Source organism: Bradyrhizobium sp. C9 (assembly GCF_002532045.1).
Classification (GTDB): domain Bacteria; phylum Pseudomonadota; class Alphaproteobacteria; order Rhizobiales; family Xanthobacteraceae; genus Bradyrhizobium.
In genome coordinates, this window is record NZ_NWTG01000038.1 from 34,917 (window position 1) to 55,635 (window position 20,719).

A 20,719-nucleotide genomic window follows, 5' to 3' on the forward strand; every position below is an offset into this window, starting at 1 on the left:
CCCGCCGTCGCTTCGTCCCGTCCTGTTTGGGTGCGTCCAAGATCCGGTCACTCCACGTTGCGGATGCGTTCGATCAGCGCCGAAATCGCCGGATCGCGCTCCGCCTTGGCATAGATGCCGGCCACCGCCGCCTCGAACGGCTTGCGGTCGAAATCGGTCACGACCTTGACGCCGGCGAGCTCGGCCTGCTTGCGCGAGTGCTCCTCGAGCTCCCGCCACTTCTCGCGCATGTACAGGCTGGAGCGCTGCGCGGCCTCGCGGAAGATGGTCTGCTCGTCCGGCGTGAGGCTGGCCCAGGCCTTGCGCGACATCACCAGCACTTCGGGGCTCACCGTGTGCTGGGTCAAGGTGTAGTAGCCGGCGTATTTGTAGTGGCCGGTGGTGACGAAGGACGGCCAGTTGTTCTCCGCGCCGTCGATCAGCCGGTTGGCGAGCCCGGTCAGCACCTGGCCGTAGGCCATCTCGACCGGCTGGGCGCCGAGCGCGCGGATCATGTCCGACATCTGTGCGGATTGCTGCACCCGCAGCCGCAGCCCCTTCAGGTCGTCGAGCGTACGCACCGGGCGGACGCTGTTGTAGATCGAGCGGGCGCCGGAATCGTAGAAGGTCAGGCCGACGAAGCCGTGGGCCTCGAGACTGTTCAGGATGTCGTTGCCGATCGGTCCATCCAGCACATGCTGCAGGTGCTCAAGGGATCGAAACAGGAACGGCATCGCCAGCACGTTCACGGACGGCACCATGGTTCCGATCAGCGCGACATTGGTCCGGTTCAGATCGATGGCGCCGGCCCGGGTCTGCTCCAGTGTTTCCTTTTCCTCGCCGAGCTGGCGGGAGTGGAAGACCACGATGCGGTGCCGGCCGCCGGTGCGTTCGGCGATCAGGCGATCCATGTAATTCAGCGCCTGGACCGTCGGATAGTCTTCATTCTGGGTATCGGCGGTGCGGAATTCGCGCGCAAAGGCACTCGCCGAGATCGCTGTGCATAACAGCGCGACGGCAAGCGTTATTGTCCGCGAAAGGCCGGCGCGGCGGTACACTGGTTACAATTCCCCTTGTGATTTGTGTCCAGGGCGGGAGCAAAAGGTTCAACGCATTCTAGCAGAATGGCGCTGGCTCGCCCATCGGCCAAACGCTAGAACCGCGCTGCAACCTGCGGTGTCGATTGAATTTACGGTTGTAGCGCCGTATGACCGCGTGTTGGCATCCGGGAACGACTCGTCGTGAAGTTCGTCTTGAAGCTGTTGTATCTCGCCGTCGCGGCCCTTCTGCTTGTGGCACCCGCGCAGGCGGCGACCGAGATCATGTGGTGGCACGCGATGTCGGGCGAACTCGGCAAGCAGCTCGAGAAGCTCGCCGCCGACTTCAACGCCGCGCAATCCGACTACCGGATCGTGCCCGCCTACAAGGGCAACTACACCGAGACCGTCACCGCGGCGATCTTCGCGTTCCGCTCGCGCAGCCAGCCGGCGATCGTTCAGGTCAACGAGATCGCCACCGCAACCATGATGGCGGCGCGGGGCGCCATCTATCCGGTGTTCGAGCTGATGCGCGATCAGTCGGCGGCGTTCGCGCCGTCGGCCTATCTGCCCGCGGTGGCCGGCTACTATGCCGATGTCGACGGCAACATGCTGTCGTTCCCGTTCAACGCCTCGACGCCGATCCTGTACTACAACAAGGATATGTTCCGCTCCGCCGGGCTCGATCCGAGCGTGCCGCCGAAGACCTGGCCGGAGCTCGGCATCGTGGCCAAGCGATTGCGTGCCGCGGGTGCGATGTGCGGCGTGACCACGTCATGGCCGTCCTGGATCAATGTCGAGAACTTCTCCGCCTTTCACAATCTGCCGATCGCGACCAAGGCCAATGGCTTCTCCGGGCTCGACGCGCAGCTGATTTTCAACAACCCGCTGGTGGTACGTCACATCGCGCAGCTCGCGCAGTGGCAGGCCGACAAGACCTTCGACTATAGCGGCCGCGGCCAGACCGCCGAGCCGCGCTTTCAGAAGGGTGAGTGCGGCATCTTCATCGGTTCGTCCGGCACGCGTGCCGACATCAAGGCCAATTCGAAATTCGAGGTCGGCTACGGCATGATGCCGTATGATCCCGACGTGCAGGGCGCGCCGCAGAATTCGATCATCGGCGGTGCGACGCTGTGGGTGCTGCGCGACCGGCCGCGCGCCGAATATGCCGGGGTGGCAAAGTTCTTCGCCTATCTGTCGCAGCCCGAGGTGCAGGCCGCCTGGCACCAGAACACCGGCTATTTGCCGATCACCCGCGCCGCGTTCGATCTCAGTCGCACGCAGGGATTCTACGAGCGCAATCCCGGCGCCTCGATCTCGATCGAGGAGGTTACGCTGAAGCCGCCGACCGACAATTCCAAAGGCATCCGGCTCGGCTCCTTCGTCCTGATCCGCGACGTGATCGAGGAGGAGCTCGAGCAGGTGTTCGCCGGCAAGCGCTCGGCACAGGCCGCGATGGACAACGCCGTCGAGCGCGGCAACCGCCTGCTGCGCCAGTTCGAGCGCGCCAATCCGGACCGGTGAGGATGGCGCCGTCTGCGTTACTTCACTGCATCCTGCGAGGATGTGAATGTATCGCTCATAAGCGGCGCCACACACTCAGGGTCGTCCTGGCGAAAGCCAGGACCCATTACCCCGGCCGCTCATCGTTGCGCGAGGCTAGGGCCGCGATCCCGCTTACAATCGAATTCGGTGGTTATGGGTCCTGGCTTTCGCCAGGACGACAGTGTTGAGAGCCGCGCGCGAATGCATCTTCCTTCCCTCACCGACTACGATTCCTACCGCGCCTGGCGCAGCGACACGTCGCGCTGGCTGCCTGTCGCGCGTGACATCGCCGACGGCCACGGCCTGCGCTGCGACGATCCGCATGTGTTCTCGACCGGCACCAATCTCGTCGTCGGGCTCGATGGTGAGCTGATCCTGAAACTGTTCCCGCCGTTTCTGCGGCCGCAATTCGCGTCCGAACGCGGCGCGCTCGCACAGCTGCGTGGACGGCTCGGCATTCCGATCCCCGACCTTGTCGCGGAGGGCGAACGCGACGGCTGGCCCTATCTCGTCATCACGCACCTCGCCGGCACCGTCGGCTCGGAGGCATGGCCGGCACTGCCGGAAGCCGAGCGCGAGCGCGTGCTCGGCGAGATCGGCGCCGTGATTGCCGAGGTGCAGCGCGTGCCGCCCGGCGGCCTGCTGGCGATCGAGCCGCGCTGGGAGGCCTTCATGCGCGGCCAGATCGCGCAGTGCCGGGCGCGGCACGAACGGCTCGGCCTGCCGGCGAAATTCCTCACCTCGCTCGACGATCTCCTGCGCGATGCCGCTGAGCTGATCCCGATGCACGCGCCGCCGGTGATCCTGACCGGCGAGTACATTCCGGAGAATTTCCTGCTCGGCCGCCGCGCCGACGGCTGGCACGTCACCGGCCTGTTCGACTTCGGCGACGTCCGGACCGGGTGGGGCGAGTACGATCTGCTCGGTCCGAGCGCCTTCATGGCCGCCGGGCACCCGCGTCGGGTGCGCAGCCTGTTCGACGGCTACGGCATCCCGCGCAGCGAGGTGACGTTCACGCTGAAGCGGCGGCTGATGGCGCTGATGCTGCTGCACTCGGCCAGCGATCCGCTCCGGCACATCTGCATCGCGGGCTGGCCGGACCGGGTCGACGATCTCGTGCAGCTGCAGGAGTTGATCTGGCCCGACTGACATCGGTCGCCGGCCAGAAAGCGAGCAGTGCCCATGATCTGCTTATATATTAAGCAAATGGCCTTTCTTTGTATGCAATGCATGCCATGCTGATTGACGTCCGAACGAGATACCTCCGACGATTTTTTAAACATCTCCAGCGCGTTAGCGCCTCATAAGGTTTCGTTAAGGGTTGGCACAATCCTTGCGATCTGAGTTTCAGGGCCTGTTCCCCAAGGGCGTTGGAGCATCACATGAAGCGTCGCGATTTCCTCAAATCGGTGTCTGGGCTGGCAGCAGGGGCGCTGGCGCCGACCGCGCCCGCGATCTGGTCGCCGGCCAAGGCCGACGCACGTTCCGAGACGCTGCTGATCGTCTCCGAAGGCGGTCCCAACAATCTCGATATCCACGGCGTCGGCACCAACGTGCCCGGCTATGAGGTGTCGTGGAATTGCTACGACCGGCTGATCAGCCACGAGATGAAGAGCGGTCCGGGCGGCGTGCCCTATTACGACCGCGACAAGTTCAAGCCCGAGCTCGCCGAGGATTTCAACATCGGCGACATGTCGGTCACCTTCAAGCTGCGCAAGAACGCCAAATTCCACGACGGTGCGCCGGTGACGGCGAAGGACGTCAAATGGTCGCTCGACCGTGCCGTCAGCGTCGGCGGCTTCCCGACCTTCCAGATGAGCGCGGGCTCGCTGACCAAGCCCGAGCAGTTCGTCGTCGTCGACGACAGCACCGTGCGCGTCGACTTCCTGAAAAAGGACAAGCTCACGATCCCCGATCTCGCGGTCATCGTGCCCTGCGTCGTCAACTCCGAGCTGGTGAAGAAGAACGCCAGCGAGAAGGATCCCTGGGGTCTCGAATTCACCAAGCAGCAGACCGCGGGCTCCGGTGCCTACAAGGTGACCAAATGGACCGCCGGCACCGAAGTGGTCATGGAGCGCAACGACGACTGGGTCTCTGGTCCGATGCCGAAGATCAAGCGCGTGATCTGGCGCATGGTGCCGCAGGCCGGCAACCGCCGTGCGCTGCTCGAACGCGGCGATGCCGACATCTCCTATGAACTGCCGTTCAAGGATTTCCAGGAGATGAAGGCGAACGGCAAGCTCAACGTGGTCTCGCTGCCGTTCTCCAACGGCATCCAGTATATCGGCATGAACGTGACCAAGCCGCCGTTCGACAATCCGAAGGTGCGGCAGGCGATGGCCTACGCGATGCCTTACCAAAAAATCATGGATGCGGTGCTGTTCGGTCTCGCCAACCCGATGTTCGGCGCACCAAAGGACAAGCCGACCGAGGTGGCGTGGCCGCAGCCGACCAAATATTTCACCGACATGGAGAAGGCCAAGGCGCTGCTCGCCGAGGCCGGCTACGCCAACGGCTTCGAGACCACGATCTCGTTCGACCTGAATTTCGCCGGGGTCAACGAGCCGCTCTGCGTGCTGGTGCAGGAGAGCCTCGCGCAGCTCGGCATCAAGACCACCATCAACAAAGTACCCGGCGCCAACTGGCGCACCGAGCTCACCAAGAAGGAAATGCCGCTGTTCACCAACGTGTTCTCGGGCTGGCTCGATTACCCCGAGTACTTCTTCTACTGGTGCTATCACGGCAACAATTCGATCTTCAACACGATGAGCTACAAGTCGCCGGAGATGGACAAGCTCATCGACGGCGCGCGCATCGCTGCTGCCACCGGCGACACCGCAGCCTACGATTCCGACGTCAAGGGCTTCGTCGATCTCGCCTACACCGATATCCCGCGCATCCCGCTGTATCAGCCGTTCGTCAACGTCGCGATGCAGAAGAACATCTCGGGCTACCAATACTGGTTCCACCGCCGCCTCGACTATCGCGCGATGGCGAAGGGCTGAGGTCATGATGAGCGCGCGCGACGCACTCGCGTGTTTGCCTCGTAGTGAGGTGGCCACATCTCTCAGGCTCCCTCCCCCCTTGTGGGGGAGGGTGGGGAGAGGGGTGCGCCGCATACGCGCAAGGACGACGTCAGGCGAGATCGTGCCCGACCATTCTCAGCATTACGCGCGGATCAGCGGGGCGTTCTGTCTGGCATCGGAGCAAGCGGCACCCCTCTCCCCAACCCTCCCCCACAAGGGGGGAGGGAGCCCTGCCAGTCCCGTTGTGGCTTTGCCTGATGCCATCAGGAGCACGCCATGCTGACCCTGATCGGCAAGCGCCTCTTGTTTGCGATTCCGTCGCTGATCGGGGTCGTGATCGTGACGTTCCTGCTGACGCGCGCGCTGCCGGGCGATCCGGCGGCGTATTTCGCAGGGCCTGCGGCAACCAAGGAGGCGGTCGACCAGATCAGGAAGAAGCTCGGCTTCGACAAGCCGCTGATCGAGCAGTTCGTCCGCTACACCAACGATCTCGCCCATGGCGATCTCGGCACGTCGCTCACCACCGGGCAGCCGGTCGCCGCCGAGTTGCGCAATCGCCTGCCGGCGTCCGCCGAGCTCACTCTGCTCGGCCTCGTCGTCTCGATCGTGATCGCGATCCCGCTCGGCGTGCTGGCGGCGACGCGACCGGGTTCCTGGATCGACCACCTCTGCCGCGTCACCACGACGGCCGGGGTGTCGCTGCCGGTGTTCTTCACCGGGCTCGTGCTGGTCTATCTGTTCTATTTCCGGCTCGGCTGGGCGCCGGCGCCGCTCGGCCGGCTTGACGTGTTCTACAGCGCGCCGCCGACCGTCACCGGCTTCTATCTCATCGATACGCTCATCGCGCGCGACTTCGAGGCGTTCCGGTCGGCGTTCAGCCAGCTGATCCTGCCGGCGGTGACGCTCGCGATCTTTTCGCTGGCGCCGATCGCGCGCATGACGCGCGCCTCGATGCTGGCGGTGCTGGCGTCCGATTTCGTCCGCACCGCGCGGGCCAGCGGCCTGTCGCCCGGCAAGGTGATCGTGACGTATGCGTTCCGCAACGCGATGCTGCCGGTCATCACCACGCTGAGCATGGTGTTCTCGTTCCTGCTCGGGGCTAACGTGCTGGTGGAGAAGGTGTTCGCCTGGCCCGGCATCGGCTCCTATGCGGTCGAGGCGCTGATCGCGTCCGACTTTGCGCCGGTGCAGGGTTTTGTCCTCACCATGGCGGTCATGTACGTGCTGCTGAATCTGTTGATCGACATCCTCTATGGCGTGATCGATCCGCGCGTGCGGCTGGAGGGTTGAAACCATGAGCTCCGTTGCGCCAACGGTCGAGCCTGTCGGTCCTGCGCGAACATCCGGGCTCGCCGCAATCATCGAGCAGGCCCGCTATGTCCTGAGCGAGAACAAGGTCACCGGCTTTGCCTTCGCGCTGCTGATCCTGATCATGTTCGCCGCGCTGTTCGGGCCCTACGTGGTGCCGTATGACCCGCTTGCCTCGAACACCGCGGCCGCGCTGAAGCCGCCGTCCGCCGCGCACTGGTTCGGTACCGATCAGCTCGGCCGCGATATCTTCAGCCGCGTCATCGTGGCGACAAGGCTCGACACCTTCATCGCGGTCGCCTCCGTCGTGCTGGTGTTCCTGATGGGCGGGCTCGCCGGCATCGCCGCCGGCTATTTCGGCGGCTGGACCGATCGGATCGTCGGACGCATCGCCGACACCATCATGGCCTTTCCGCTGTTCGTGCTGGCGATGGGCATCGTCGCGGCGCTCGGCAACACCGTGCAGAACATCATCATCGCGACCGCGATCGTGAATTTTCCGCTCTATGCCCGCGTCGCACGCGCCGAAGCCAACGTCCGCCGCAACGCCGGCTTCGTGCAGGCGGCGCGGCTGTCCGGCAATGGCGAGTACCGGATCCTGCTCGGACACATCCTGCCCAACATCATGCCGATCATGATCGTGCAGATGTCGCTGACCATGGGCTATGCGATCCTCAACGCCGCGGGTCTCTCGTTCATCGGCCTCGGTGTCCGGCCGCCCACCGCGGAGTGGGGCATCATGGTTGCCGAGGGCGCCGGCTTCATGGTCTCAGGCGAATGGTGGATCGCGCTGTTTCCGGGCCTTGCGCTGATGATCGCGGTGTTCTGCTTCAACCTGCTCGGCGATGGCCTGCGCGACATCGTCGATCCGCAGCGGAGGACGTGAATGATGTGGACGTGGCTAACGCATGCGCGCTTTCCTCGCCTCTCCCCGCGTGCGGGGAGAGGCCGGGCCGCGTTAGCGGACCGGGTGAGGGGGGCTCTTCGCGCACTCCTCAGCCAGTTGTGTGTGCCGATAGATGCCCCTCACCCCAACCCTCTCCCCGCAAGAGCGGGGCGAGGGGGCGCACTGAACAAGCGGAGGACGTGATGACTGTCTCGGCGTGGTGTCTTATTACCGTTTCGCTACTGTGCATGGGGTTGTTTTGCGGATTTTTGGATGACGCCCCGCGTGAGGGGTGCCGCGCATGACCGCCCGGCCCTTGCTCGACGTCCAGGACCTCACGGTCGAGTTCACCACCCGGCGCGGCATCATCAAGGCGGTGCAGCACGTCAACATCTCCGTCGGCAAGGGCGAGACCGTCGGCATCGTCGGCGAATCCGGCTCCGGCAAGTCGGTGACGTCCTATGCCGTGATGCGGATCCTGGATCGGGCGGGGCGGATCGCCGACGGCTCGGTGATGTTCTCCGGCATCGACGTCAAGTCGGCCTCGGAGAGCCAGATGCGCGACCTGCGCGGCCGCGAAGTCTCGATGATCTTCCAGAATCCGCGCGCTGCCCTCAATCCGATCCGCAAGGTCGGGCACCAGATCGAGGACGTGCTGCGCCAGCACGTGCAGCAGGCGCAGGTCACCGATCGCGGCGAGACGGCGATCGAGGCGCTGGAGCAGGTCAAGATCGCGCGTCCGCGCGAGCGCTATCACGCCTATCCGTTCGAGCTGTCCGGCGGCATGTGCCAGCGCGTCGTTATCGCGCTCGCACTGGCCTGCAACCCGCAGCTTCTGATCGCAGACGAGCCGACCACCGGCCTCGACGTCACCACCCAGAAGGCGGTGATGGACCTGATCGTCGAGCTGACCCGGCGCCGATCGATGTCGACGATCCTGATCACGCACGATCTCGGCCTCGCCGCTGCCTATTGCGATCGCGTCGTGGTGATGGAGAAGGGCCGTGTCGTCGAAACCGCAAAGTCGGCCGACATCTTCGCCGCGCCCCAGCACGACTATACAAAGAAGCTGATGCGCGCGACGCCGCGGATCGGGGTGTCGCTCAGGGACTTGTTGCCCGAGGATGCCGAGGCTCCCAAGGCTGTCGCGACCGCGGCCGAGCCCGCGCCGGTGGAGCGCGGGCAGCCGCTTCTATCAGTCGAAAAGCTTGTGAAAGAATATCCCCGCCAGGGCGCGGGCTCGGTGCTCGCAAAACTGTTCGGCCGCAAGCCGCCGGTCGAGGAGGAGATCTTCCGCGCGGTCGACGGCATCAGCTTCTCCATCGACCACGGCGAGAGCGTCGGGCTGGTCGGCGAATCCGGCTGCGGCAAGTCGACGACGTCGATGATGGTGATGCGGCTCTTGGACCAGACCTCCGGCCGCATCGTGTTCGACGGCGAGGACATCGGCGCCATCATGCCGCAATCCTTCGCGCGGTTGCCGCGGCGCAGCCAGATCCAGATGGTGTTCCAGGATCCGACCGACAGCCTCAACCCGCGCTTTACCGCGGCGCGCGCGATCGCGGACCCGATCATGCAGCTCGGCGATATCAGGGGCCGTGACGCGCTCCGCGACCGCTGCGAGGAGCTGGCGCGGCTGGTCGGCCTGCCGGTCAATCTGCTGGACCGCTTTCCGCATCAGCTGTCCGGCGGCCAGAAGGCCCGCGTCGGTATCGCGCGTGCGATTGCACTGCACCCGAAGCTCGTCATCCTCGACGAGCCGACCGCGGCGCTCGACGTCTCGGTGCAGGCGGTGGTGCTCAATCTGCTGCAGGACCTCAAGCAGTCGATGGGCATGAGCTATCTGTTCGTGTCGCACGATCTCAACGTGGTGCGCTTGCTGTGTGATCGCGTCATCGTGATGCGCAGCGGTCGCATCGTCGAGCAGGGTGCATCCGATGACGTCTTGGGCAATCCGCAGGATGCCTATACAAGGGAGCTGCTCACGGCGATCCCGCATCCGCCGTTGCCGGTGTCCTGAAAAAAACTTGTTGGGAGCGAAATGGACGATCATCTCGACGATTACATGACCGCCGTCGCCCGGACGATGGCGTTGCCGCTGGAAGACGCCTGGCGTCCGGCGGTGCGCGCAAATCTCGAGGTCGCGCTGCGGCTGGCGCGGCTGGTCGATGATTTCCCGCTGCCCGATGAGCTCGCGTCGGCCGCCGTCTATTCGACCTGAGATCGCGATGTCGGACACTCCCACTTCCATGACTGCCGCCGAAATCGCGCAGGCGGTATCGAGCCGCAAGATCACGGCCCTTGCCGCCACCGAAGCGGCGCTTGCGCGCATTGCTGTGCACGACAAGGTCCTCAACGCCTTCACCGACGTCACCGCCGATCGCGCGCGGGCCCGGGCCAAGGCGGTCGATGCCGCGATCGCGGCGGGCCAGCCGGCCGGCCCGCTTGCCGGCGTGCCGTTCGCGGTGAAGAACCTGTTCGACGTGCAGGGCCTTGCGACCCGCGCCGGCTCCAAGATCAATCGCGACCTGCCGCCGTCGCCGCGCGATGCCACGCTGATCGAGCGGATGGAAGCGGCCGGTGCCGTGCTGGTCGGCGCGCTCAACATGGGCGAATACGCCTACGACTTCACCGGCGAGAACGCGCATGACGGTCCGTCGCGCAATCCGCATGATCCGACGCGGATGGCCGGCGGTTCGTCGGGCGGCTCCGGCAGCGCCGTCGGCGGCGCGTTGGTGCCGATCGCACTCGGCTCCGACACCAACGGCTCGATCCGGGTGCCGTCGTCATTCTGCGGCACGTTCGGCCTGAAGCCGACCTATGGCCGGCTGTCGCGCGCGCGCTCCTTTCCGTTCGTCGCAAGCTTCGATCATCTCGGTCCGTTTGCGCGCAGCGTGACAGATCTCGCGCTCGCCTATGACGCCATGCAGGGACCTGATGCCGATGATCCCGCCTGCAGTGTGCAGTCGGTCGAGCCGACCGTGCCGCTGCTTGCCAATGATGTCGGCCGGCTACGGGTTGCGATCGCCGGCGGATATTTCCAGCAGAATCTGCTGCCGGAGGCCGTCGAAGCGGTCGCGCGCGTGGCAAAGGCGCTCGGCGCCACGCAGACCGTGGAGCTGCCCGAAGCGGCGCGCGCCCGTGCGGCCGCATTCATCATGACCACCACCGAGGGCGCCGCGCTGCACCTCGATCGGCTGCGCAAGCGCGCCAACGACTTTGATCCGCCGGTGCGCGACCGCTTGATCGCGGGCGCGATGATCCCGGCGGTCTATGTCGACAAGGCGCAGAAATTCCGCCGCTGGTACCGCGCCAGGGTGCTGGAGCTGTTCCAGTCGGTCGACGTGATCCTGGCGCCGGCAACGCCATGTGTGGCGCCGAAGATCGGCCAGGCCACCTTCACGCTCGACGGGGTCGAGCTTCCGGTTCGCCCCAATATCGGGATCCACACCCAGCCGATCTCCTTTATCGGCCTGCCGGTGGCCGCCGTGCCGGTGCCGCTTGAACCGATGCCGATCGGCGTGCAGATCATTGCCGCGCCCTGGCGCGAGGATATCGCGCTGCGGGTCGCCTACGCGCTGGAACGGATGGGTGTCGTCGCGGCTCCCGCGCCAAGAGGACTCTAAAATGGAAATCGATCTTCCCGACGTGCTCGCCGAGGTCACCGCGCAGTTCGAGCGTTACGAGCAGGCGCTGGTCTCGAACGATGTCGCCGTGCTCGACGAGCTGTTCCGGAGCGACAGCCGGACGCTGCGCTATGGCATCGGCGAGAACCTTTACGGCTACGCCGAGATCGCGGCGTTCCGTGCCGGGCGGCCGGCGGCCGGGCTGATGCGCAGGATCGACCGCACCGTGATCACGACCTATGGCCGCGACACCGCGATCGCCTCGACACTGTTCTATCGGGACAGCGCACCCGGCCGGGTGGGGCGGCAGATGCAGACATGGATTCGCTTCCCTGAGGGCTGGAGAATCGTCGCCGCCCATGTCAGCGTCATCGATGAACCTAAAGGGGCCTGAAGGGCGCTCGAAGATGAGCCTGGACGATCTGCCGCAGGGCGCAGAATCCGAGATGACGGTGCGCCGCATCGACCGTCCGTCGTCGCTGGTCGACAAGACCACCCGCGCCGAAGAATTGCGGCTGCAGCTCGCCGACGAGATCGTGCGCGGCACGCTGCCTCCGGGCGCGGGGCTCGATGAAACCGATCTGGCGCGCCGCTTCAACGTTTCGCGCACGCCCGTGCGCGAGGCGCTGCGGCAGCTCGCCGCCAGCGGCCTGATCGACGCGCGCGCGCACCGTGGTGCGGTGGTGGCGCGGCCGTCCCTTGAAAGGCTCACCGGCATGTTCGAGGCGATGGCCGAGCTGGAGGCGATGTGCGCCGGCCTTGCCGCCGAGCGGATGACGCCGGCGGATCGTCACGCGCTGGAGGCGGTCCATGAGGAGTTGCGGGTGTTGAGCTACACCGGCAATCCCGAGCGCTTCCACGAGGTCAATGAGCGCTTCCACAATGCGATCTACGCCGGGTCGCAGAACGCCTATATCGCCGAGATCACGCTCGCGACGCGGGTGCGCGTGCAGCCGTTCCGTCGCGCCCAATTTCGCAACCTCGGGCGCCTGGCAAAATCCCACGCCGAGCACGACCGCGTCGTCGTCGCCATCCTGCGCGGCGACAAGATCGGCGCTGCGGCGGCGATGCGCGCCCATATCGAGCAGGTGCGCGGGGAATACGAGACCTACGCGGTGTCGGTGTAGCGCCCGCTCTCAGGCAGGCTACTTCTTCGCCTTCTCCGCCATGAATGCGCGCCAGCCGCCATAGGCCGAAATATCTTTCGCGCCGGCGATCGCGGCGGGCTCCACGATGAAGCCCTTGACCTGCCGTCCGTCGACGAGCCGGAGCGTGCCGATCGCCATCGGCGGCGGGATTGCTGCGACGAATTTCCCGAATGCGGCCGGCGACATCGCCCACAGCTCGAGCTTGATCGCATGACCCGCACCCGCCTCGATGCGCAGCATGCCGGGTTTCGGTGGCGTGGTGTCGAGCGCGTAGAGTCTGTAGTCCGCTGCAGTGACTGTCTCTTCCAGCAGGCGCGCATCGAGCGTGGTCAGCTCGTGATTCAGCGCCATGCCGGAGAGATGTGCGCCGACCACCGCGATCGTGATCTCGTCGGCGCCGGCCTGCGCCGGGACTGCGGCCAGCGGCGACTGCGGCACCGCCTTGGCGCCGAGCGCAAGCCCGGTGTCGGCGTGGAAGGCGCGGCCGATGCGGGCAAGTTCCGCGTCGCGGCCCGCGGGGGCGAGCAGCGTGATGCCGAACGGCGCACCGTCGGGCCGCATCGCCGCCGGCAGCGCCAGGCCGCACAGATCGAGCAGATTGACGAAATTGGTGTAGGTGCCGAGCCGCGAGTTGAGCTCGATCGGGTTGGCCAGCACGTCAGCGGTGGAGTAGACCGTCGGCGCGGTCGGCAGCACGATCGCATCGCATTGCGCGAAGGTGCGCGCGGCGACACGGCGCAGCGCCTGCAGGCGATAGAGCGCGGAGAAAGTATCGGCCGCGGTCGGCCGCGCGCCGCCGATCGTGATCTCGCGGGTCACCGGATGGATCGCGTCCGGCGACGACGCCAGCAGGTCGCGGATCACGAGATAGCGCTCGGCGACCCACGGGCCTTCATAGAGCAGCCGCGCGGTTTCGTAGAACGGCTCGAGATCGAACTCGACAAGTTCGGCGCCGAGCGCCTGCCAGCGTCTGCAGGCTTCGCCATAGGCCTTCTCGGCCTCGCGGTCGCCGAAGAAGATCAATTGGCCGCTCTTGGGAATGCCGAGCTTCAGCTTGGCCGGAAACGGTGTGAGAGCTGCCAGCGGCCGGTCGCGCGAGAACGGATCGGCGTCATCCGGCCCGGCCATCACCGCGAGCGCGGCCAATGCGTCGTCGACGGTGAGCGAGAACACCGAGATGCAGTCGAGCGTGCGGCAGGCCGGCACCAGCCCCGCGTTCGAGATCAGCCCGAGGCTCGGCTTGAGCCCGACGATGTTGTTGAGCATCGCCGGCACGCGGCCGCTGCCCGCGGTGTCGGTGCCGAGCGACAGCGGCACGAGGCCCGCGGAGACCGCGACCGCAGAGCCCGAGCTCGATCCGCCCGGCACGAGATCATCGCGCACCGGATTTTTGGGAATGCCATAGGGCGAGCGCACGCCGACCAGGCCGGTGGCGAACTGGTCGAGATTGGTCTTGCCGATGATGATGGCGCCGGCCGCGCGCAGTCTTGCCACCGCCGTGGAATCCTGCGCGGGCATGTAGGAGAACGCCGGGCAGGCGGCGGTGGTCGGCAGTCCCGCGACGTCGATATTGTCCTTCACCGCGACCGGCACGCCGTAGAGCGGCAGCGTCGGATCAGCGAGCCGCGCGGCCTCGGCGAGCGCGTCCTGTTCGTCGCGGAGGCTGATGAAGATGGCGGGGTCGTTGTGCTCGCGGATGCGCTGGTAGCTGCGCGCCACGGTTTGCGCCGGCGTCATGGTCCCGGCGCGGTGTGCAGCAACGATCGCGGCGACAGTTTCAGTCACGTGGTTGGCCTCGTCTCTGGCGCGGTGAGGCATCGGATGCCTGCCGCGAGGGAATTGCAGCCTGATCGAAGCAAGCAATGTGCCATTGTGTACAATTTGCCTGCGCCCGCGGCGCGACGGATTATTGCACAATATCAGTTGCTTGAAATGGTCGCTGGCGGCTGACGCGAACTGGCTTGCGTGCCTGTCTGCTCAATTTTATGGCAGGCGTGACCCAGCCGAAATCCGGTCGATCGATCAGGTGAAGCAGGCGAGGATTCGCAGCAGTTGCTCGCGGTTTTCCCTGCCGATCTTGTCGGCGACATGCCGCTCGTGCTCGGCGGCGAGCCGCTTGAACTGCACCAGCGCGGTCTTGCCGGGCCCGGTCAGATGCAGCGCGTGGGAGCGGCGGTCGGTGGCGGAAGGGATGCGGCTGACGAAGGCGCGTTCTTCCAGGCTGTCGAGCAGATGCACCAGCCGCGCGCGCTCGATCCCGAGCCGTTTCGCGACCGCCATCTGGCTGAGGCCCGGATTGGCCCCGATCACGGTCATGACCGAATATTGGGTCGGGCGGATGTCGACCGTCGCCAGCGTCTTGATGAAGTCCTGGAAGATCCAGAGCTGGAAGCGCCGCACCGCATAGCCGGCGTGTCCGACCAGCGCGTCGAGACCGATGTCGTCGCCGGCATCGCCTTGCGTCCGGCCATTCGCCGCGCGCGCCTGCGGGCGGCGGATGGCCGCTCTAGTTCCTGCCGCCTTGCGCGACGTCTGTTGCTTGCTCGCCATGCCCCAAGGCTAGCGCGCCCGAGATAGGATGGAAAGATTGTTGTTGACGACAACAATTGATGTCCGCAACATTATGTCCAAAGAGCCTGGCCGGGACTGCGCCACCGCACCATGTTGCAGCGCGATCCTGATAAGATGCGGGCGAGGAGGAAACCATGACGGCCGCCAGCGGAGACAATCCGAGCACCTTGTTCGCGACGCCCGCGATCGTTGCCGTCAGCCGCGACGACGGCAGCATCCTCGTCCGCTCCACCGCGCCGCTGCAAGACAGCGCCCGCTGCGTCGGCGACTGGCTGGAGCACTGGGCGCGGCAGGCGCCGGATCGCATCTTCCTTGGCGAGCGCACCAGCGCCGAAGCGCCCTGGAGCACCGTCAGCTATCGCGATGCGCTCGGAATCGTGCGGCGGGCTGCATCTTGGATCCTGGCGCAAGGGCTGAGCACGGAACGACCACTCGTCATCCTCGCCGACAACGGCATCGACCACGCGCTGTTCGCGCTCGCCGCCCAGCATGTCGGCGTGCCCTCGGCCGCGATCTCGCCAGCCTATTCCCTGATGTCGAAAGACTTCGACAAGCTGAAGAGCATGATCAGCCTGCTCGATCCCGGCGCGATCTATGTCACGGGCACAAGGCCGTTCGCGGCCGCGCTCGCCGCGATCGCGCCGCTGCATCGGGCAACCATCGTCAGCGGCAATCCCGATGATGCCGATGCGCTGCCGTTCCGCACTGTCGTGGCGACGCCTGAATCGCCTGATGTCGCCACGGCTTTCGCCGCGGTGACGCCGGACACGATCGCAAAATTCCTGTTCACCTCGGGGTCGACCGGCACGCCGAAAGCCGTGATCAACACCCAGCGCATGCTGACCTCGAGCCAGCAGGCCAAGGCACAGACCTGGACATTCCTGGAGCAGGCCGGCGAAGCGCTGGTCATTCTGGACTGGCTGCCCTGGAGCCACACCTTCGGCGCCAATCACAATTTCAATCTGGTGCTGCGCAACGGCGGCACGCTCTATGTCGATGGCGGCAAGCCGGCGCCAGGCCTGTTTGCCACGTCGCTCGCCAATCTGCGCAGCGTGGTACCGACGGTCTATTTCAACGTGCCGCGCGGCTTCGACATGCTGATCGCGGCGCTGCGCACCGACGACGAATTGCGCCGCAAGTTCTTCGAGGGCACCAAGTTCGCTTTCTACGCCGGCGCGGCACTGCCGCAGAATCTCTGGGATGCGCTGGAGGAATTGTCGCTGCAAACGGTCGGCCGCAAGCTGCCGATGGTGTCGGCCTGGGGCTCGACCGAGACCTCGCCGCTGGCGACCGATTGTCATTTCCTGGCAAAGCGATCCGGCAATATCGGCGTGCCGATATCAGGCACCGAGCTGAAGCTCGTGCCGTCGGGCGACAAGCTCGAGGTCCGCGTGCGCGGGCCGAACGTCACGCCGGGCTACTGGAAGGCGCCTGAGCTGACCGCGCAGGCTTTCGACGACGAGGGCTTCTACAAGATCGGCGACGCCGTCACCTTCGCCGATCCTGACCGGCCGGATCTCGGCCTGTTCTTCGACGGCCGCGTCGCCGAGGACTTCAAGCTCAATTCCGGCACCTGGGTCAGTGTCGGCACCCTACGCGTCGCCGGCATCGCCGCGCTGGCGCCGCTGGCGCAGGATATCGTCGTTACCGGCCACGGCCGCGACGAGGTGCGCTTCCTGGTGTTCCCGAATCTGGCCGCCTGCCGTTCGCTGGCAGGCCTGCCCGAGACAGCCGACGCGCGCGAGGCGATCGGCCATCCGGCGGTCCGTTCCGCGATCGGGCAGGGGCTGGCGCGGCTGAAGGCGCAGGGCAGTCATTCCTCCGGCCACGCCACCCGTGCGCTGTTGCTCGCCGAGCCCGCCTCGGTCGACGGCGGCGAGATCACCGACAAGGGCTACATCAACCAGCGCGCCGTGCTGACGCGCCGCGCCGCAGCAATGGCGGTGCTGGAGGACGACGCGTCGTCCGAGCCGATTGGCTGCGCGGGCTCGTGACGCGATTTGTACCGGCATTGCGTTGGCAGGACGCCACCACGTACACCGCTGTCGTTCCTGCGAAAGCAGGGACCCATACTCCGCGGCCGGCGTTGTGTGCAAAGCTCGTCGTTCCGTCGGCGCGCAATAATCAACATTGGTGGTTATGGGTCCGGCTCGGAGGCCGGGACGACACCAGATTTGTGGCACGTCTGGCGGACCCCATTGGATCCGTCCGCACCGGTTCCCTGGGGTCTCGTGCCGCACACCCTCGCGTTTTTAGTTGCCACGGCAACTACTCTGTGCGAGTTTTCGCCCATAGGAACAGGGCCGGTCAACGGCCGCGCTTTTGGGAGGACAATGTTGCGCAGCAGCGCGCGAGCGGCACGCGTGGAAGTCCGGGCGAACACCGTGGTTGCGCAGGGCGTCGGCCGTGGCCCGGTCGTGCGGTCAGGTCGTGCTTTGCCCGGTCACGGCGCCGAGATTCTCGTGGAGCCGGCGCAGCAGGTCGATCAGCACCTCGCGCTCGTCCTTCTTCAGGCACGACAGCAGCCGCCGCTCGCGCTCCAGCGCCGCGACGATGACCTTGTCGTGGACGGCCCGGCCCCGCGCGGTCAGCGTGATCGAATGGGTGCGGCCGTCGTCCGGCGCGGTGCGGATCGTCAAGAGGCCGCGCTTCTGCAGCGCCGCGAGGTTGCGGCTGACCGGTCCCTTGTCGAAGCCGATCACCTGGCAGATCCGCGAGGCCGGAATCCCCGGCTCGATCGCCAGTTGCGAGATGATTCGCCACTCGGTGACGTTGACCCCGAAATTCTTCTGGTAAAATGCGGTGGCGCTGTTCGACAGCTTGTTGCCGATGAAGGTGATGAACGCCGGCACATAGCGATTGAGGTCCAGCAGCGGGCCATCAATGGCGTCTGCGGGTTCGGCCGGTCTTGGCCGGCGGGGCTTTCGGGGGAGGGGCTGGCTGCTCATTTCTCAAATCATCGCTGCGAAACTGTTCGGGAGCAAGTGACATGCGGCCCGTGTTGACAAGATCAAACCTCGGGAGGTCCCGATGACTGCAACAGAAGCTGCGTCCGTCCCGCATCTCGACGTCGATCCGTTCGCGCTCGAGTTCTTCGCCGACCCGTTCCCGACCCATGAGCGGCTGCGCGAGGCCGCACCCGTGGTCTATCTCGACAAGTGGAATGTCTACGGCGTGGCGCGCTATGCCGAGGTCCATGCGGTGCTGAACGATCCCGTGACGTTCTGCTCCAGCCGCGGCGTCGGCCTCAGCGACTTCTCCAGGGAGAAGCCGTGGCGGCCGCCGAGCCTGATCCTGGAGGCCGACCCGCCGGCGCATACCCGCACCCGCACCGTGCTGAGCAGCGTGCTGTCGGCGACCGTGATGAAGCAGCTACGCGGCCGATTTGCCGCCGCCGCGGAGGCCCGAGTCGATGCCCTGTTGGAGAAACGCCGGTTCGACGCGATCGAGGACCTCGCCGAAGCCTATCCGCTGTCGATCTTCCCGGATGCGCTGGGCCTGCGGCCGGAGGGCCGCGAGCATCTGTTGCCTTACGCGAGCCTGGTGTTCAACGCCTTCGGGCCGCCGAACGAGCTGCGCCAGCGGGCGATCGAGCGCTCCGCGCCGCACCAGGCCTATATCTCCGAACAATGTCAGCGCGACAATCTCACGCCGGGTGGTATCGGCGCCTGCATCCATGCCCATGTCGATAGCGGTGCCATTACCGCGACCGAGGCGCCGCTGCTGGTGCGCTCGCTGCTGTCGGCCGGTCTCGACACCACCGTCAACGGCATCGGCGCCGCCGTCTACTGCCTCGCCCGCTTCCCCGATCAATTCGAGAGGCTGCGTAGCGATCCGACGCTGGCGCGCAACGCCTTCGAGGAAGCCGTGCGGTTCGAAAGCCCGGTCCAGACCTTCTTCCGCACCACGACCCGCGACGTCGAACTCAGCGGGGCCAGCATTCCCGAAGGCGAGAAGGTGCTGATGTTCCTGGCCGCGGCCAACCGCGATCCGCGCCGCTGGGAGGCGCCCGACAGCTACGACATCACGCGTCGCACGTCGGGGCATGTCGGCTACGGTTCCGGCATCCATATGTGCGTCGGGCAGCTCGTCGCCCGCCTCGAAGGCGAGGTGATGATGGCGGCGCTGGCGCGTCGTGTCGCCAGGATCGAAATCACTGGCGAGCCGAAGCGGCTGTTCAACAATACGCTGCGCGGGCTGAGCAGCCTGCCGGTCGAGATCACGCCGGCCTGACGAGGCGCTCAATACCGGCACATGGTTGGTTTAAGGAAACATGGGAGGGGATACGATGAGGGGCTTTGGGGGTGGGCGATTTGGGGTTGGGCTTGCGCTGGCATTGGCCTGCGCCGCCGGCAGCGCACGCGCGGAGATATCCGACAATGTCGTGCGCATCGGCGTGCTCAACGACATTTCCGGCATCTTCCAGGACACCAACGGCATGGGTTCGGTGGAAGCCGCGCGCATGGCGGCGGAGGATTTTGGCGGCGGCGGCAAGGGTATCAAGGTCGAGATCGTCTATGCCGACCACCAGAACAAAGCCGACGTCGGCTCTGCGATCGCGCGCAAATGGCTCGATGTCGAAGGCGTCGATGCCATCGTCGACGTGCCGAACTCGGCGGTCGGCCTCGCCATCAACACCGTGCTGCGCGACTCCAGGATGACGTTCCTGGCGTCGTCGACCGCGAGCTCCGATCTCACCGGCAAGGCCTGCTCGCCGAACACCATTCAATGGGTCAACGACGCCTGGGCGACCGGCAACACCACCGCGGCCGCGATGATGCAGCGTGGCGGCAAGGATTGGTACTTCGTGACCGTCGACTACGCGCTCGGCAAGGGCATTGAAGCCGAGGCGACCAACTACATCGACAAGCACGGCGGCAAGGTGCTGGGATCGAGCAAGCATCCGCTCGGCACCTCGGACTTCGCCTCCTTCCTGCTGCAGGCGCAGAATTCGAAAGCCAAGGTGATCGGGCTCGCCAATGCCGGCGGCGACACCATCAACGCGGTGAAGCAGGCAGCCGAGTTCGGCATCCAGGAGGGCGGCCAGACCATGGTGGCGTTCCTGCTGTTCGTGAACGACGTCCACGGCATGGGCCTGAAGGTCGCGCAGGGCCTGCAACTGCTCGAGGCCTTCTACTGGGACATGAACGACGACACCCGCGCGTTTGCGAAGCGCTTTGCCGCGCGTCCCGGCATGAACGGCAAGATGCCGAGCGGCAATCAGGCCGGCGTCTATGCCTCGACGCTCGCCTACCTCAACGCGGTCGCGGCCACCGGCAGCGACGATGCCAAGGTCGTGGTGCCGCAGATGAAGACCTTCAAGGGCAAGGACAGACTGTTCGGCGACACCACGATCCGCCAGGACGGCCGCGTCATCCACCCGATGTATCTATTCGAGGTGAAGAAGCCGGAGGAGTCGAAGTACCCCTACGACTACTACAAGCTGATCGCGACCATCCCGGCCGAGCAGGCGTTCCGGCCGATCGCCGATGGCGGATGCTCGCTGGTGAAGTGATGTCGATGGTCGCGCATGTCTACATCCTCCCCCTCCAGGTAGGGCTATCGCATATGGCCAAGCACGGAGAGAAGGAAG

Annotated in this window: 17 protein-coding genes; 13 read left to right on the forward strand and 4 right to left on the reverse strand. The window is 65.9% G+C overall.

The genetic code is table 11. The annotated features are described in order from the left end of the window. Positions 1–47 precede the first annotated feature (47 nt). Positions 48–1,037: a TRAP transporter substrate-binding protein gene (locus tag CO675_RS37555; protein ID WP_097676909.1), complete on the reverse strand. Its 990-nt coding sequence runs from the start codon at positions 1,035–1,037 to the stop codon at positions 48–50. Between the two features lie 183 nt (positions 1,038–1,220). On the opposite strand from CO675_RS37555, the gene ugpB reads away from it, so the two are divergent. The 10 genes from ugpB (at position 1,221) to CO675_RS37605 (ending at position 12,534) form a co-directional block, all read left to right on the forward strand. Continuing rightward, entirely contained in the window at positions 1,221–2,540 is a 1,320-nt protein-coding gene (gene ugpB, locus CO675_RS37560; protein WP_097676910.1) for a sn-glycerol-3-phosphate ABC transporter substrate-binding protein UgpB, read from the forward strand. Between the two features lie 222 nt (positions 2,541–2,762). Next, on the forward strand, positions 2,763–3,710 hold the full coding sequence (locus CO675_RS37565; RefSeq protein WP_097676911.1) for an aminoglycoside phosphotransferase family protein: 948 nt from the start codon (positions 2,763–2,765) through the stop codon (positions 3,708–3,710). Between the two features lie 233 nt (positions 3,711–3,943). After that, complete coding sequence (locus CO675_RS37570) at positions 3,944–5,566, forward strand: ABC transporter substrate-binding protein (RefSeq protein WP_097676912.1); 1,623 nt, start codon at positions 3,944–3,946, stop codon at positions 5,564–5,566. A gap of 297 nt (positions 5,567–5,863) precedes the next feature. Next, the gene (locus CO675_RS37575) at positions 5,864–6,877 is read left to right on the forward strand and encodes an ABC transporter permease (protein WP_097676913.1); all 1,014 of its coding nucleotides are present in this window, start codon (positions 5,864–5,866) and stop codon (positions 6,875–6,877) included. Between the two features lie 4 nt (positions 6,878–6,881). Beyond that, positions 6,882–7,781, forward strand: a complete 900-nt coding sequence (locus CO675_RS37580; protein WP_097676914.1) for an ABC transporter permease — start codon at positions 6,882–6,884, stop codon at positions 7,779–7,781. A gap of 301 nt (positions 7,782–8,082) precedes the next feature. Beyond that, the gene (locus CO675_RS37585; protein ID WP_097676915.1) at positions 8,083–9,801 is read left to right on the forward strand and encodes a dipeptide ABC transporter ATP-binding protein; all 1,719 of its coding nucleotides are present in this window, start codon (positions 8,083–8,085) and stop codon (positions 9,799–9,801) included. Between the two features lie 21 nt (positions 9,802–9,822). Then, positions 9,823–10,002: a DUF4089 domain-containing protein gene (locus CO675_RS37590; RefSeq protein ID WP_097676916.1), complete on the forward strand. Its 180-nt coding sequence runs from the start codon at positions 9,823–9,825 to the stop codon at positions 10,000–10,002. Positions 10,003–10,030: 28 nt separating this feature from the next. Beyond that, a complete protein-coding gene (locus tag CO675_RS37595) occupies positions 10,031–11,407 on the forward strand; it encodes an AtzE family amidohydrolase (protein ID WP_097676917.1) in 1,377 nt (458 codons plus the stop codon). A 1-nt stretch (position 11,408) separates the two neighbouring features. Continuing rightward, on the forward strand, positions 11,409–11,801 hold the full coding sequence (hpxZ, locus tag CO675_RS37600; protein WP_097676918.1) for an oxalurate catabolism protein HpxZ: 393 nt from the start codon (positions 11,409–11,411) through the stop codon (positions 11,799–11,801). Between the two features lie 13 nt (positions 11,802–11,814). Further along, positions 11,815–12,534: a GntR family transcriptional regulator gene (locus CO675_RS37605; RefSeq protein ID WP_198964887.1), complete on the forward strand. Its 720-nt coding sequence runs from the start codon at positions 11,815–11,817 to the stop codon at positions 12,532–12,534. 18 nt (positions 12,535–12,552) lie between these two features. On the opposite strand, the gene atzF is transcribed toward CO675_RS37605, so the two are convergent. Both atzF and CO675_RS37615 read right to left on the reverse strand, forming a co-directional pair. Then, on the reverse strand, positions 12,553–14,340 hold the full coding sequence (gene atzF / locus CO675_RS37610; RefSeq protein WP_502693448.1) for an allophanate hydrolase: 1,788 nt from the start codon (positions 14,338–14,340) through the stop codon (positions 12,553–12,555). 237 nt (positions 14,341–14,577) lie between these two features. Beyond that, a complete protein-coding gene (locus CO675_RS37615) occupies positions 14,578–15,105 on the reverse strand; it encodes a MarR family winged helix-turn-helix transcriptional regulator (RefSeq protein WP_097676920.1) in 528 nt (175 codons plus the stop codon). Positions 15,106–15,260: 155 nt separating this feature from the next. Here CO675_RS37615 and CO675_RS37620 point away from each other — a divergent pair, with 155 nt between their 5' ends. Next, positions 15,261–17,120 (forward strand): feruloyl-CoA synthase, encoded by a 1,860-nt coding sequence (locus CO675_RS37620; RefSeq protein ID WP_097676921.1) that lies wholly within the window; start codon positions 15,261–15,263, stop codon positions 17,118–17,120. 429 nt (positions 17,121–17,549) lie between these two features. Here CO675_RS37620 and CO675_RS37625 read toward each other — a convergent pair whose 3' ends face one another. Then, entirely contained in the window at positions 17,550–18,074 is a 525-nt protein-coding gene (locus CO675_RS37625; protein ID WP_095731163.1) for a MarR family winged helix-turn-helix transcriptional regulator, read from the reverse strand. 82 nt (positions 18,075–18,156) lie between these two features. Here CO675_RS37625 and CO675_RS37630 point away from each other — a divergent pair, with 82 nt between their 5' ends. Then, entirely contained in the window at positions 18,157–19,359 is a 1,203-nt protein-coding gene (locus CO675_RS37630) for a cytochrome P450 (RefSeq protein WP_097676922.1), read from the forward strand. A 55-nt stretch (positions 19,360–19,414) separates the two neighbouring features. Then, the gene (locus CO675_RS37635) at positions 19,415–20,641 is read left to right on the forward strand and encodes an ABC transporter substrate-binding protein (RefSeq protein ID WP_097676923.1); all 1,227 of its coding nucleotides are present in this window, start codon (positions 19,415–19,417) and stop codon (positions 20,639–20,641) included. The last annotated feature ends 78 nt before the right edge of the window (positions 20,642–20,719 follow it).